This window comes from Paenibacillus sp. FSL H8-0280, from assembly GCF_045040665.1.
In the GTDB taxonomy this organism is placed as follows: domain Bacteria; phylum Bacillota; class Bacilli; order Paenibacillales; family Paenibacillaceae; genus Paenibacillus; species Paenibacillus xylanexedens_A.
This window is the reverse complement of the sequence record NZ_CP150296.1, coordinates 2,133,994-2,149,488: the sequence shown is the minus strand read 5'-3', so window position 1 is coordinate 2,149,488 and position 15,495 is coordinate 2,133,994. Positions and strand designations below refer to the sequence as shown.

General features: G+C 43.5%; 13 protein-coding genes. 6 read left to right on the top strand and 7 right to left on the bottom strand.

What is annotated here, in order from left to right; all coding sequences use genetic code 11:
• Positions 1–14: 14 nt before the first annotated feature.
• A complete protein-coding gene (locus MHI12_RS09690; RefSeq protein ID WP_405172251.1) occupies positions 15–2,036 on the bottom strand; it encodes a helix-turn-helix domain-containing protein in 2,022 nt (673 codons plus the stop codon).
• A 420-nt stretch (positions 2,037–2,456) separates the two neighbouring features.
• On the opposite strand from MHI12_RS09690, the gene MHI12_RS09685 reads away from it, so the two are divergent.
• The 3 genes from MHI12_RS09685 to MHI12_RS09675 all read left to right on the top strand — a co-directional run bounded on the left by MHI12_RS09685 (position 2,457) and on the right by MHI12_RS09675 (position 3,948).
• Complete coding sequence (locus MHI12_RS09685; protein WP_074094402.1) at positions 2,457–2,876, top strand: MarR family winged helix-turn-helix transcriptional regulator; 420 nt, start codon at positions 2,457–2,459, stop codon at positions 2,874–2,876.
• 27 nt (positions 2,877–2,903) lie between these two features.
• Positions 2,904–3,554: a nitroreductase family protein gene (locus tag MHI12_RS09680; protein ID WP_341006743.1), complete on the top strand. Its 651-nt coding sequence runs from the start codon at positions 2,904–2,906 to the stop codon at positions 3,552–3,554.
• A gap of 97 nt (positions 3,555–3,651) precedes the next feature.
• Entirely contained in the window at positions 3,652–3,948 is a 297-nt protein-coding gene (locus MHI12_RS09675; RefSeq protein ID WP_074094400.1) for a putative quinol monooxygenase, read from the top strand.
• Between the two features lie 173 nt (positions 3,949–4,121).
• On the opposite strand, the gene MHI12_RS09670 is transcribed toward MHI12_RS09675, so the two are convergent.
• The 4 genes from MHI12_RS09670 to MHI12_RS09655 form a co-directional block, all read right to left on the bottom strand.
• The gene (locus tag MHI12_RS09670; RefSeq protein ID WP_341006741.1) at positions 4,122–5,471 is read right to left on the bottom strand and encodes an FAD-binding oxidoreductase; all 1,350 of its coding nucleotides are present in this window, start codon (positions 5,469–5,471) and stop codon (positions 4,122–4,124) included.
• A gap of 192 nt (positions 5,472–5,663) precedes the next feature.
• Entirely contained in the window at positions 5,664–6,191 is a 528-nt protein-coding gene (locus MHI12_RS09665; protein WP_405172250.1) for a MarR family winged helix-turn-helix transcriptional regulator, read from the bottom strand.
• Positions 6,192–6,237: 46 nt separating this feature from the next.
• Positions 6,238–7,047 carry an alpha/beta hydrolase gene (locus MHI12_RS09660; protein ID WP_405172249.1) on the bottom strand — a complete coding sequence of 270 codons (810 nt, stop codon included), beginning with the start codon at positions 7,045–7,047 and terminating at the stop codon, positions 6,238–6,240.
• Positions 7,048–7,512: 465 nt separating this feature from the next.
• A complete protein-coding gene (locus tag MHI12_RS09655; protein WP_405172248.1) occupies positions 7,513–8,562 on the bottom strand; it encodes an LLM class oxidoreductase in 1,050 nt (349 codons plus the stop codon).
• Between the two features lie 152 nt (positions 8,563–8,714).
• Here MHI12_RS09655 and MHI12_RS09650 point away from each other — a divergent pair, with 152 nt between their 5' ends.
• Positions 8,715–10,130: a PLP-dependent aminotransferase family protein gene (locus MHI12_RS09650; protein WP_405172247.1), complete on the top strand. Its 1,416-nt coding sequence runs from the start codon at positions 8,715–8,717 to the stop codon at positions 10,128–10,130.
• Between the two features lie 139 nt (positions 10,131–10,269).
• Here MHI12_RS09650 and MHI12_RS09645 read toward each other — a convergent pair whose 3' ends face one another.
• Together MHI12_RS09645 and MHI12_RS09640 are read right to left on the bottom strand one after the other, a co-directional pair.
• On the bottom strand, positions 10,270–12,696 hold the full coding sequence (locus MHI12_RS09645) for a flavocytochrome c (RefSeq protein ID WP_405172246.1): 2,427 nt from the start codon (positions 12,694–12,696) through the stop codon (positions 10,270–10,272).
• Positions 12,697–12,709: 13 nt separating this feature from the next.
• Positions 12,710–13,324 (bottom strand): NADPH-dependent FMN reductase, encoded by a 615-nt coding sequence (locus tag MHI12_RS09640; protein ID WP_405172245.1) that lies wholly within the window; start codon positions 13,322–13,324, stop codon positions 12,710–12,712.
• Positions 13,325–13,503: 179 nt separating this feature from the next.
• Between MHI12_RS09640 and MHI12_RS09635 the strand changes: the two genes are divergently transcribed.
• Positions 13,504–14,433: a LysR substrate-binding domain-containing protein gene (locus tag MHI12_RS09635; RefSeq protein ID WP_405172244.1), complete on the top strand. Its 930-nt coding sequence runs from the start codon at positions 13,504–13,506 to the stop codon at positions 14,431–14,433.
• A gap of 9 nt (positions 14,434–14,442) precedes the next feature.
• Positions 14,443–15,381: an FAD:protein FMN transferase gene (locus MHI12_RS09630; protein WP_405172243.1), complete on the top strand. Its 939-nt coding sequence runs from the start codon at positions 14,443–14,445 to the stop codon at positions 15,379–15,381.
• Positions 15,382–15,495: the final 114 nt, after the last annotated feature.

Below are 15,495 nucleotides of genomic sequence, written 5' to 3'. Positions count from 1 at the left end.
GAACTGATTACACTCTATTTTTCAGCTCCCAATAGTAAATTCTTTATACTATCCAACTGCAACTCCAGTGAATAGGGATCTTCCATGACGAACTCATCCTCTGTACCATCCAAGGAACCATAGGCGTAGACTTGTCCTTTCTGCACAGCAGGCAGACGTTTCCAAACCTCGCTGTTCAGGATCTCTTTGGCGTCCTCACTACCCGAACCATATAAGAAGATATGATCTCCCATATACTCAGGCAGTACTTCAAGGGAGATCGTCTCGAATCCATCCTTCATTTCGAGTGCTTGCTGAGTTGGAGGCAGTTTCAGCATCTCATAGATCGTGGAACTACCATAGTTCCCGCCTTCTGCACCAAGTACATACAACGCTTTGTACCCTATTTGTATGATGGATACGGTCTCGCCTTCTTTAATTACACCATCAATCTGCTTCTTAGTCTCTTCGATATTCTCTTCATATGTCGTGATCCATTGCTCTGCTTCCTTCTCTTTTCCAAAAACACCAGCAATCCGGCGCAGCTTTTCCAGTGGACCAGAAGTTTTATCGCCTTCCCAATAAGGTAAAAAGACGGTCGTTGCAATTTTTTCGTAATCCTCAATATTTTTATCAATGGAACCGATGATGAGATCCGGCTCAAGTGACACTAACTTCTCCAGATTCATTGGGAACTCTCCTCCCAAATCCTCAATACCCGCTATAACATCAGCAGCAATGCCAGACTTTTCAATCCATCCTTCGTTCAGCATAAATGTTCTTACACCAACCGGTACAATGCCCAGTTTCAGCAGGTACCCCATATATTGATCTGAAGCAACACGCTGCGGATTGGCCGGGATTACCACATCTCCCCTCATTGTAGAGACGGTCCGCGTCTCCGGCTGTGCAGTCGATTTCCCTGCCTCCGTTGCCTGGTTACCCGATTGTGTAGTAGCCGTATTGGTCTCAGTTTGCGTACCACTTGCAGACGGTGCTGAACTGGAACAGGCCGTGAGCAATAACGTGAAACACAACATCATGCTTAGTGCTGTCATTTTGAATTTTCCTTGCATTATTAATTCCCCTCCAACATTCTTTTGATATTGATAATCAATATCATTATATAGATGGGAATGTAACGAATGAAGGGCATTTTCTTGCATTACACTGGGCAAATCTTGCTTGTTGTTCAATACCAATAGGTGTTTCGACTTGTTTAACCGTTGGCTTACTCCTTTTTTGTAGCGAATTGGAGAGAGTCCTTTGATCTTTTTGAAAGTACGACTCAGCGAATGCGCATCCGGATAGCCGATCTGTTCTGCAATCTGTTGCAGCGTAGCACTGGTATGCACCAGAAGATGTGCGGCCCTCTCCATTCGAATCTGTCCAAGATACTGGATGGGACTGATGTTTAACTTTTGTTTGAACAGCCTCGACAAGTGCCCCACACTGCATTCCATTGCTTCTGCCATTACGTCAAGAGCTATGGGCTCATGGAGATGAGTATTCATATATTCAATAGCCTGTGTGACCGTATCCGGTTTATGTGGCTGAATGGATTGTTCGTGTAAGTCTGTCAATAAAAGATATACCCATTGATGAAATAAGGTTTTGGCATGTAACTTTGCAAGCTTAGTAGACTGCTCCCACTCCTGCTTCAATTCCTCCATACACTGATACATGTGTAGCGGACGGGTTGGTACAAATGCATATTGGTCCTGAAACGGACGTTCATGGTCCATCAGATACTGAATTTCCATCCCACAGGGCAAGGCTAGAATGGCTTTGTACAAAATCATATAATACGCCACGCCCGAATCCGTCTCCATGTTTAAATACGCCTGCTTGCCTCCATGAATGATGTGGAATCCCTCCACGATGTATCTGTGTTGATCCATTCGTATCCGTGCACTTCCGTCGGTGATATATAGATAGGTACTTGCTGGTAGTTGATAATTCTTCAACTTCTCCCCAGGATGCAAAGCGTTTTGGCGTACATCCAGTATTTTGACAAAAACATGATTCCACAACCTGATGTGATCATTCAAATTCATATCCGCTGCACTTTCCCTCCCGCCATATTACATCGACATACCTTCTTGCTGCTCTTTATGAAGAGCCTGTAATTTTCGCTCATTATGTACATTTCATTTTATTATAAATTAATTGATAACAATTCTCAATAACATGCACAATCAATATTAACTTATCCATTTGGACAACATATACGGACTGCAATGTATACGTAGCGGGATAATAACGCCAGCATCAGCAACATTTTCTAACCTGTTGCAAAATCATAAAAGGCATGATATATTAATTGAGCCATCAATGATTGACGCATCAAATATTGATACATCAATGATCGAGAGCATCCAAATAATCATTAGGCAATGGCATTGTATACTGCAACATTAATCATTGGTTAACATACGCCGTTGTTCATGATTCAGATTCACCCGGGAGGTCTAGTCATGACACGTATTGTTTCCAAAGAAGAACAAATCATCAATCTGTTGAACGTGTTGGGTAACAAAATCAGTCCCAAGTTCGAACGCTGTACAGGTATCAGTTCCTCTCGCTTTGAAATTCTGCATGAGCTGGATCAGGTAGATGAGATTAACCAATCCATGCTGCAGAAAATCATTAACATTGATAGTGCTGCAATTACACGCCACTTGAAACAGCTTGAGGCGGACCTGATGGTTACAAGACGTAAGAATCCCGATGATAATCGGGTAACTTTTGTTCGTCTGACGGACCACGGTCGGAAGCAGATTGAAGGTTACAAAGCAGAGAAGACCAATTTTATCAACCAGATTTTACAGGATTTCAGTGAAGACGAAGTTCAGTCACTCGCCGATTTCCTGGAACGTATGCAGAACAATTTCTAAACCCATATATAGAGGAGAGATCCATTCATGAGTACAATTCAAAGCAAATTCCAAAAAACCAATGATTTTAACGAAATTACCTACGGTCGCCGTTCTGTTAAGCTTTACGATCCTGAAGTAAAAATCAGCCGTGAAGAAATGACAGAAATTCTGTCAGAAGCTTCCCGTGCACCGTCTTCGATCAATTTGCAGCCTTGGCGTTTTCTGGTTGTAGATACAGCTGAAGGTAAAGAAAAACTTGCTCCACTTGCAAGATTTAATCAAAATCAAGTGTTGACTTCCTCCGCAGTTATTGGCGTATTCATTGACATGAACAACGTTGAATACATGGACGAGATTTTTGGTAAAGCTGTAGAACTTGGTTACATGCCACAAGACATTAAGGATATGCAGCTCAAAACCGTAATGCCTTATTACGAAAAAATGGCTGCTTCCGATCTTCGCGACGTTAACCTGATCGATGCTGGCCTTGCTTCCATGCAATTGATGCTTGCTGCACGTGCTCATGGTTATGACACCAACCCAATTGGTGGTTATGAGAAAGATCAAATCGCAGAAGCGTTCGGCATGGACAAAGAGCGTTATCAACCAGTTATGTTGATCTCGATCGGTAAATCGGCCAAAGAAGGTCATCCTTCCTACCGTCTGCCAGTAGAAACAATCACAACTTGGGCATAATATCAGGGACGGTTTCCCTGTAAGTCACAATTATACTGGTTAATAAGCATATATTTTTAACACATTCCAAACAAACACAATATGGAGGTTATACATTATGATTATCATTCACGCTCATCTGCAAGTTAAACCGGATCAAGAGCAAACATTCCTCGCAGCTGCGAAAGAACTGATTGCTGCTACACGTCAAGAAGAAGGTAACATCAGCTATGACCTGGCAAAAAGCACAGAACGCGAACAACAATACACGATGATCGAACTGTGGAAAGATGAAGCTGCTACAGCATCCCACAACACAAGCGCGCATTTCCAAGCTTTTGTACAACAAGCAGCAGCATTCATGGCCGCTCCAATGAACGTTGAAGTATTTGCTGGAGAACAAGTTAAAGCTTAATAGCTCATTAACTGCCATGCGTATTTAACATGTGAAGAAGCCGCTCTTGGTCATATGACCGAGGGCGGCTTTTTAGTTTCCTTTTGAAAATAAGTTCACTTCAACAAAAAAACACGCCAATTAAGGCGTGTTTTCTTCACTCATTGAAGAGGCATTGAACAAGTGAACATGGACTACACTATCCGAGCCGGAGTGATACTTTGCGGATTGTTAAACACATTTTTCGGGTCATACTTGGCTTTGACTCTCCGCAGTCTGGCATAGTTGGCTCCATAGTACACTGGACCGGAATTTTTGATCCCTTGGTCTGGAACGTTGATATAGGAACCCACAATGTATGGTTGCAATTTCTTGCGAGTATTACGAGCGAGTGCGATATTTTTGGCGGCATGGGATGGTTTGAGCCACGTACTGGTCCATTCCACATAAAACTTCTCTTTACGCCAGAAGAAGGCGGTTGATCTAGGTGATTTGCGACTTACTGCTCCCCCCCAGTTGAGGAAATAGAATCCGCCTGGCCCCTCTTCCAAGTTCTCCAAAAATGATCGCATCGATTTGATGGCTTTGTCGGGGAATGGTTTTCGTCCAAAACCGGACGAGAACTGGTTACTGTACCTTTGAGTTTCGATCGGATCAGGAAGCAATAAGAACTTTACAACTTCCGTGTAAGGTAACAAACGAACAACGGAGCTCGTCGGTTTGCCAACACTCGTAATTGGCTGTAATAAACGGAGAGCTTCTGTTTTAGAGCCTAAGAACAGCCCTTCCATAAGGACGTTGCCACCCTTTTTCGGTCCGATGGACAACTCGCTGCCCAGTCTCGTATCAACTGAGGGAGCCCACCTCTGCCATACTTTAAGTACCTCTTCGAATTGAGACCATGGCCAGGTGATTTTAAATACAGTAGCCTTCGCTGGAGCACGGCGCACTTTGAATTTGTAGCGGGTGTATACTCCGAAGTTACCACCGCCTCCTCCCCGCGAGGCCCAAAAGAGATCCGAATTACGATTTTTATTGGCCCGAATCACTTTTCCTTTGGCGTCCACCATCTCTACCTCAAGCAGGTTATCACTGATAAGACCGATCGTACGCTGGAGAGGCCCAATTCCCCCACCTAACGTAATTCCACCGATCCCTACAGTAGGGCTGTCACCAAAAGGAGCTATGAACCCTTGCTTGGCAAGGGTATTCGCAATTCTTCCCACTCGGTTTCCTGTTCCAACAACAACCGTTCCATTTTTTTTATCAAGTTTGATGGAATTCAGATCACTCACATCAATCACGATACCGCCATTCACTTGGGAAAGATTCACTTCCAGCGCGTGTCTGCCACTCCGCGGACGAATCGGAACATTATTCTCACGAGCCCATCGGATAGCGTTGGATACATCCTTCGTCCGTTGGGCAAAAACAAAAACTTTGGGAAATCTGTCCGTATGCGGGTCCCAGTTCTTACGCGCCGCTTCATATCCTGGATCACCTTTGTAAATAACCCGTCCGGTAAGCTTTGTTGATGATTTCACACATCCCACTCCCTGCTGAATAATTGTCCTACAGCCTCTGCTACATCAAGCACTTTATACTGTATGACGGACATTCGCGGAGGGAATGGGCTGGTGCCCTTAATTTCAAGGTTCGTGTCTCAGAGGAAGCAAAAAGGGATTTTCCTCTCAGGCCACAGAACAGCCTTGAGGAAAATCCCTTTTATCTCGACACTAGTCGCTTCCCGAATCGGAATCAATTCTGATTAACTTGCGCGCTTCCTGTTCTTTTTCACCATACCAGACGAGCACGTCGGCAAACAGATCCATGATGCGAACAAAGTTCTGCTTATCTGCTTCTGAAATCTGATCTGCATACTTGAAAATCTCATCAAAGCAAAGTTCCCTTACAAATTCGGTATACTTCACATATACCTCGCGACCTTTCTCCGAAGGTTTGACGTAAATGTCTTTGCGGTTACCGCTTAAATGAAATTTTTCGAGCAGACCTTTTTCCGTCAGATTCTTCACGTTCTTGGAAAATGTACTGCGGCTTACGCCCAGGCGTGCGGCCATCTCCGACATCTTCTCTTCCTTGTCCTCGGCTTCCAGAATGTATTCCAGCGTCTGAATCTGTGAAGCCGAGAACATCATGTCTGTACCATAGCTTCGCTGCAACTTGTAAGTGTTTGAGTACGCATTACCGTATTTGATAATTTTCTCAATCAGTTCCCGATGGTTGCCCATCCAATCTAATTTCATGCGTAATCCCTTTCATATTCAGATTCTCTCTCTTACTCTACTGAAATCAGATCCGTTTTTCAATCCATGTAATTGCTTCTTCAATAACATCATCACGAGTCGGTTCATTAAAGATCTCATGCATCAGATGAGCATAAATTTTGAGTGTTTTATCCGTTGAAGCGATATCGCCGTAAAAGTCACGGGAATCCTTTTCGCTGACCAGTCCATCATTTGCTCCATGCAGAACAAGTACGGGATCTGTAAACTGCTTGGCGTTCTCCTTGAGCCACATTATGCCATTTCCCAGACTATTAAATAAATCTACAGAGATCTGCTTTTCAACCAGCGGGTCATTCGCGTAAGCGGATACAACTGCGGGATCACTACACACGCCGCTGCCCAGCTCATTTGGAAAATAGGTGCCTGCAGGAAGATCCATCGGCAGTTCTCCGGCAACTTTTGTATTGTACCGAGTGAGCGCTCCGGATAACACGATGCCTTTGACCTTGCCTGGATATTTCGTTCCAAAGGACGAGGTTGCAAAACCGCCCATACTATGCCCGATAACAAACAGCGGAAGATCGCCGCTCTCTTGCAATGCCGCCTCAACAATGACATGAACATCTTCAATAAGATGATCAAATTCTTTATAAAATGTACGCTGTCCCTCGGATCTGGCATGACCCCGATGATCGAAGCGATACACGCTAAACCCGCGCTGATTCAGCTTCTCTGTCAAATAATCGTAGCGCCCTGCATGCTCAGCTAGTCCGTGAACAATGACCACGGCTGCCTTCGCATCACTAACTAAATTCTTACTAGAATATAGCCGAGTACCGTCAAAGGATTCGATTGTTGTTTCAATTATACTCATAATATTTCCCATCCCTCTCGTTACGCTCAAGCACCAAACAATTAAAATTCTTTAGTACATGGCGTTATTCGTGTACTTAAGAATGAAGTCCTTATAATTATATTTCATAAGAACAATATAGTTTCTTATAGAAACAATATTATCACCGTCGGCATCCCTTGTCTATATTTAATTAAAGCGTTTACATAAAGAGCATGTCATACCTTTGGCATCATCCCTGATCTGCTGTATCGAGTTCGATTTACAGCTTCATGCACGCACGCGGACTAAGCTACGCATTCGCTACCTGAACAATCCATAACGAAAAAAAACGCCATAATATATTTCGTAATGACGTCTTTTTCGTTATGGTACCTAGGGGATCGAACCCCTGACCTTATCGCTGTCAGCGGATCGATACTCTTCTGATCGTTAACAGAAATGCGGAGAAAAGCCATCTGTGTCATCAGGCAATAATTTTATGCTCTACCACCCTGTAAACAACGGCTTCGGACCCACATGCGTGGGAAAGAGCGGCAATACTTCCTCTGCCAACTCCTGAATCACCTCAGCAGGAGGCCGACTCGAAAAATGAATGCCTAGTGCAGCATGATTAACGCCGACTGATCGCCATTCCTCCAAAAGCTGAATCAAACCTGCCCGACCTGTACGTAATATGTACCCGCCACGAAGCGGTGTTCGAGGATAATTGACATCTTCCACCAGATCAATCCATTCGTTGGTCATATGCGGCTTAAACATGCCATTAGGTATTTTTTCACGCCAGGCACTAATCTTATGGCCAAGCATCTGAGGACCGGATTCGTTTGCCGTTGCTTCGGGATACGTGAGCCAGCCGTCACTGTTCTTCGCAATCCAATCTAAAGACTGCCTGCTTGAGCCTGTCACAACGAGCGGAATACCACCAGCTGCTGGTTTTGGGAGCAATTCAAGCCCTTTTAATTGACCAAGAGAAGATTCAATTGCACCAGTTCTATCCTGAATAAGCTCACGGAAAAACTCCACCGTCTCCCGGAATCGCACATCACGATGCTCCCCATCTATCCCATAAGCCGGAAACTCCGCAGGTCGGTCGCCAGAAGCAATCCCTAACACAAGTCGTCCGCCCGAAAGTACATCAATGGATGCAGCTGCCTTGGCTAAATCAATCGGATGGCGAAGCGTGAAGATCGCGCTTCCTGTTACTAGGGAGACGTTTTTGGTTCTTGCAGCAAGATAGGCTAGATAGACAAATGGGTCAAATACTTGTCCAGCATCTCCAAAGCCGGGATCAAATAAAGGGACATCTCGCACCCACACGGCTGCAAAATTTCGTTGATCAATGTTTTCCACGAGGTCAGCTTGACCTTTTAGAACATCCATGTGACCTTTATAAAATTTTAGTGGTAAAAACAGCCCTATTGTCAATTGGTCTGGGGCAAACATACGGCGGAAACCAGGGTGTTGATTGAAGTTTTCTACCGTTTGTATTGACGGATTTTCTATTCGTTCCATAACATCTATAGGTTTGTTCATTCCTTCTCCTCCTAAAACAATGGTAATCCAGTGTACTGATATCTTTTCAATTCGACCGGAACTGATATAATTGTAACCATCGATTGACCCCATAAGTAGTGACAACTCTCAACAAAATAACAGGGTCAGTTTTGGCAACGAGGAGGATTAACATGATTGATTTGACATTATTGTTGAACAGAGAGTCTGGAGATCCGTTATACGCTCAGCTTTATAACTATATTAAAAAAGATATTTTGAACGGAAAGTTACCAGCCGATTCTCGACTTCCCTCTATTCGCTCACTATCCAGCCACCTCCACATTAGCCGTAATACAGTGGATATGGCGTATCAACAGTTATTAGCCGAAGGTTATGTCCAGAGCAGACCTAGAAGTGGCTTATACATAATGGATTTGAAGCTGGAAGCATTGCCCTTGTCCCATGTAGTGAGTAAGAATTGGTTGGAAAACAGTATTCAGGATAGCCCAGAGATTCGATACAATTTTCGTTATGGTGACGTAGATGCTGAGCATTTTCCATTTGCCACTTGGCGCAAGTTATCCAATCAGAGCTTGCTCCAGAATCAAATGAAGTTGTTCTCTTATGGCGATCCTCTTGGAGAACCGGGACTTCGATCTGAAATTGCAAATTACCTGCACAGCTCTAGGGGAGTAAATTGTTCACCTGATCAAATTATAATTGGAGCTGGTGTTCAATACCTGCTCGGTGTGTTATCCGGATTACTAGGTGATGTTAGTCATGGTATCGCGATGGAAGACCCTGGATATGACGGTGTTCGGACGGTTTTTCAACATAAAGGTTTGGACGTTCACCCGATTCCGCTGGAAGCAGATGGACTTCATATCCATAAGTTATACGAAAGCAATTCCCGCATCGTCTACATTACACCGTCACATCAGTTCCCCTATGGAATGGTCATGCCGCTCGCCAAGAGAATGCAATTACTGAAATGGGCAACAGAACAGAATGGGATCATTATTGAGGACGATTATGATAGTGAGTTCAGATATGTCGGCAAACCGATACCTTCCCTGCAAAGCCTGGATACTCAACAGCGAACCGTTTACCTGGGAACATTTTCAAAGTGCCTTCTTCCTTCATTACGAATTGCGTATATGGTTTTACCACAGACCATGTTAGAGCTACACCGTAAACAAGACTACCGATTATATGATCAAACGGTCTCTCATTTTCAGCAGAACACCCTAGAGCTGTTTATGAGTAATGGACATTGGGAAGCCCACATTCGCAAGATGAGAAAGGTATATCGACAGAAGCAATTCACACTTATTTCAATGATTCAGAAGATGATGGGTGCTCAAGTTACCATCATTGGTGAGGATGCAGGACTTAATATTTTGTTGCGTGTACATAATGGAATGGATGAACACAAGCTGATTGCTACTGCTGAGAAGGAAGGTGTCCAGGTCTACCCGGTATCCCCCTTTTGGGCGCAACCAGCTCAAGCGGAGCAATCCATGGTTCAGATTGGTTTTGGTGGATTGAGTATTGAGGATATTACAGAAGGTGTATATGCCCTTCACCGGGCTTGGTTTGGGGTCTGAGAACATTCGTGTGACCACGACCACAAAACCAAACCATTTCCACATTGAAAAAACCCGCTGTACACTCGGAAATCCTTGTGTTTAGCGGGTTCTTTACATATGGGAAACCTAGAGTGATCTATATTTCTTATTTTACATTCTAATCATTCATCTCATCAACAGCAGTCTTACCAGCGATTCGCCCAAAAGTAAAGATATCCGTCAAGGCATTACCCCCTAAACGGTTGCCTGCATGTATACCTCCTGCAACTTCTCCAGCCGCATACAGATGTGCAATCGGCTGACCGTTTTCATCCAATACGCGGGTTTGGGTGTCGATCTTAATTCCGCCCATGGTATGGTGAACCGCCGGTTTTCTAGGTGTGGCATAGAATGGAGACTTCTCGACTTTTAAGCTAAACGTATCCTTATGGAACTCCGGATCAAAGCCCGCATCCACATATGAGTTATACTTATCAATCGTATTTCTAAGAACTTCAGGTTCCATATTGATTTTCACTGCCAGTTCTTCTATGGTATCGGCTCTGAACAAGGTACCTGCTTCGACTTGACGGTCTATCTTTTCCTGGCTTGTGTTCGCTGCGGTTTTCTTGATCTCGTCATCCGCAATCAGGTAAAATAAACTTCCCTGCTCGATAGCCGCTTTTGTTAAGACATCTCGTCCCGAGAATTCATTAACAAATCGTTCTCCCTTTTTGTTAACAATGACAAAGTTTTCAGGCGGTACTTGCAGTCCACTGAAGAGTTCGCCAGTTTCCGGATCGGCAACCGGCATCATTTGAGTGAAGCCCATGCCTGTCAGCGCCGCTCCTGCACTCTTACCAAGCGATATTCCATCACCCGTCATTGCATAGGAATTTGTTGTTTTGATATCATCGTCAATATGGCTCCAGTACGTGTTATATTCCTTGAGCATCTGTGTATTTGCCCCAAAACCACCACTGGCAAGAACAACCGCTTTTGCATGAATGGTAATTTTCTGTCCGTTAACTCCGGTTGCGATAACACCTGTTATTTTTCCATCTTCGATGATCAATTGTTTGACCGGGCTATCTGTAATAATTTTTCCTGCATGTTCTTCTACATATTTGCTAAGTGCAATGATAAATGCAGAGCCATAACTTTTGACAGGTTTATGGCCACGACGCCAAAGGGCACCCACTGGAGCAAATACGATACTTTTATCATACTCAACCCCGATATCCTCAAGCCACGTTACACTTTCCAAGGCACGGTCTGTAAGTACTTTGACCAGATCGTATTGTCCATAGATCATGCTCCCATTCAGGTCTGTACGTTTGCCCCCAAAATACGTTTGCATTCTGTGAAGAAGTGGGGAGTCGAATAAATAAGCCTTTTCTGTGCCGAACTTATCCTGATACGCAGTAAACTCTTCTTTGAGTGCATGGAAATCAGCTACATATTCTGGATGGATCAAGCTCTCATCGGTATTTAATAAATTCTCAATCGTCTGTCTTTCCCCTGGATTCTCAGTGAACTGTTGTTGCCATACAGGATCTGCAGCATTGACAGGACCACCTGAGCGGATCGTATTTCCCCCAACAGCAGGATATTTCTCAAGCACAATCGCACTTGCTCCTTGTTGTAAAGCTGTAGCAGCAGCACTGAGTCCTGCGCCACCTCCACCTACAACGACCACATCACAAATATATTCTTCGTCATCTTTCATCTGGCTGCTGGCAGGTTTTGGACGTCTTTTTAGAATATCCGGGTTCACTCCGGCAAGCTTAACCGCTTTGGCTACACCATTGATGACAGCATTACTGGTTTCAGAAGCACCAGAGAGAGCATCTACATTCAGCGTCTGTCCCTCAATGATTTTATTTGGAATTCTTATAAAAACAACATCGGCGATGCCTTCCGTTTCACCCTTCGAATCGATATCGATGCTTTCAATTCTATTTTCACTAAAGGATACCTTCATCGGCAGATTGCCACTGTGACCTATGGCATTGATCTCATACACACCGGGTCTATAGGTAAACTCCTCTTCTTCGTTGAGCTGATTTGAAATTTTGGCAAACCGAAGGAACCGCAGGAAACATGTTTCCAGGAAATCAATCGTTCCTTCATTGTTCAGGTTACCTGATTCGTCAAATGCTTTATGTGCACTTCCAAGCAAAAACTCATACCCTGGCATCACGTTTGCTTCGACACCCGGTGCATCCAGGATTTGACGAAGATGTAGCTGTGCACGCGAGGAACCTTGTGTTCCCTGTGACGCACCAATGATCATCACGGGTTTGCCAGCCAGCGGATGGATTTCAAAGCTCAACCATTCGAGCAGGCTTTTAAGGGATGAAGGGATGGAATGGTTATATTCTGGAGTCGCAATAATGACACCATCACTTGCCATAATTTTTTCATTAAACGATTGTATAATTGCACTGTTTGTTTGGTTATCGGACTGATTAAACATCGGAACATCTGTAATATCCAGGATTTCAATGGCTGCTCTGGATTCAAAATGCTTTTGTATGAATTGAAGCAGCTTGCGATTATACGATTTCTTTGCATTTGTGCCAACGATCGCTATGATTTTCATTATGATTAGCCCCCTACTCTTGCCAGGAAAATTTTTTCGTTTTTTTCTTCAACGTTCGTTTTGATAGCAGTTCCGTAGTGATCTCCGTAAACAAAACAAACTCATTGAAGATTTCGTCAAGCTCCGCTACTTTGTCAGCGTCAATAAGATTGCCACTGTTATCAAATGCAATCTGGGATTTTCCTAAAAGAAACTCGCTGCTAGGCATCATTCTCGCACCAAGCTCAGGTGAGTCCAGGATTTGTCTAAGATGCGCTTGTGCCCTGGAAGAACCAAGTGCACCATGTGAAGCACCCACAATCAGAACAGGCTTGTCTTTCAAGGTTTGAGTGGTATAACTGATCCATTCCAGCGCGCTTTTCAACACGGCAGGGATTGCATGATCATACTCAGGAGTAGCGATAATGACACCTTTCGCTTTAGAGATTTGATCTAATAAGTCTTGTACCTTCACAGGAATATCAACTTCAGCATCCTCTAATTCATCTTTTTCAATAAAAGCAGGCAAATCCTTAATTTCAAACAAGTCAATCTGGGCTTCACTAGCAAAATGCTTTTGCATAAATTGAAGTAGCGTCCGGTTTGTAGATACATCCGAATTCGTGCCCACGATAGCTAAATAATTCATCGTAATCCCCCTTCTGTCATTCGAGATGATGTTCGTAAATGTCAGACTCGTTCTTTCGGCATAACTCTAACATTCAAAGCTCAAATGATCTAATAGTTATTCATTGCAGTTTGATAACTAATTTGTTATAATCACCTCAAATTCAAAGTTTGTTACTTTTTTCACAAAGGGTGAGGGTCATGTCTAAGTTAGAATCTCAAGATATCTTGTGTTACATTGACAGCCTATTGAAATACAGTAACTATAGCAGGGCTGCCCAATCCCTTTACATATCTCAGCCCTACCTCACAAAGGTTGTCAAGAAAATCGAAAGTGAGTTGGGCTGTGAGCTAATCACTCGCCACAAGCTTCCCTATCGATTAACCGAGCAGGGGAAAATATATTATCAATACTTAACTTCACTCGAAAACAGCTACGCCAAGCTTATTAGGGAAATCTCATATGTATCGGATATTGGCAATAAGGTGATACGGATCGGCATTCTTCCGAGCCTCGGTGTGTACTTAACGCCCCTTTTTTTACCAGATTTTCTCGAGCTTCATCCTGCTTATAAAATTAATCTTGTCGAGGATTTACCTGAAAAAAATGAGAAACGTCTCCAAAATAATGAGCTGGACTTCTGGATCGGGCAAAATTCAAGCTGTATCTCCCCTAACTTGAACTCGTTTAACTGGGGCAGGCACAGTTACCAGGCCATTATTCCGCGTTGCTGCGAATTATATCAAGAGAATGTTGCAGTCATCCCGGAGGGCACGATTGAGATCAGCACCATTTTGAATCAAAAGCTTATTCTAACGTCCAAGGGTTCGGCAATCCGAAAACAGATTGATCAATTGCTCAGTGTCTACAAGGTACAGCCTAATATCGTTATGGAGAGCAAAGAAATTTACACGGTACTGAAGCTGGCAAAGCATAATTTAGGTCTGACCTTTGTGCCTGAAAGTATCCATATCAAGGAGTGCCCTTCGGAATACAACATCTATCCAATCCCTATAGAGAAGATGAGTCTGGATTATTTTATAGCCCATCATGGAGAAAAAAAGCTGAATAGCGTGGATCATGACCTCATCCATACTTTTCTCAATCACGGACAACAATGTGCAATATAGGAGGCTATCATGAAACCTTTTACGAGAACGATACCGCTCATGGGAACGAACATATCCCTCTATATCGAGGAAACAGATGCTGAAGAGCTTGCCGATGAAGCCGTGAATATGCTCATCCGTTATGAACAAGTGTTTAGTGCCAACAGTGAGCACTCGCAGCTTGCCATGTTAAAAAAAGAAGCCGCATCACATCCGCTTAGAGTAGACAAGGAACTGTATGATCTTATTAAGATAGGCAAAGAACACAGCCTGAATAAAGATTCATTTTTAAATATTGCGATAGGGCCTTTGATCAAATTGTGGAGAATTGGTTTCGGCGAGGCACATGTGCCGGAGGATACCGAGATTAAAGCGGTGCTGGAGCTCTTGAATCCGGAGCATATACAGTTTGACGATGAGCTGCAAACGGTTCATTTATTTAAAAAAGGCATGGAAATCGACCTTGGAGCGATTGCTAAAGGTTATTTTGCTGATCAAGTTATGGCATTTTTCAAGAAAAATGGAGCTACGTCCGCTATGGTCGATATGGGAGGTAATGTTCTTGTTTATGGAGATTCACCTTCCGGGTCCAGTCACTGGAAAGTTGGAATCCAAAATCCCTTTTTACCTAGAGGAAATGCAGCAGCACTCGTTAGTATACGGGAGCAATCCGTTGTTACATCAGGAATATACGAGAGAGTTTTAGAGAAGGAAGGGAGTCATTACCATCATATATTCAGCAGTAAAACTGGCTATCCTATCGAAAGTAATATTGCTTCGTTAACGATTATTGCGGATCGATCGCTCGACTGCGATATATATACTACAGAATTGTTTGGGTGCGACGCTGTCTCCATTATTCATAAAGTAAATAATATGAAGGATATCGAAGCTGCCGTAATTACGACGGATGGAAATCTGGCCTATACCGATAATCTTAGGGGCAGAATTGAGCCCGTATTAAGGTAAAGTGAACAGCTACTTCTTTAAGCCAGGATCTAACGGCTTTTCCTGCTCACTGATTAAACAGATAATAAAGTGGACGGAACAAGTTCTTCCGCCCAACTTTATTATCTGAGTGAA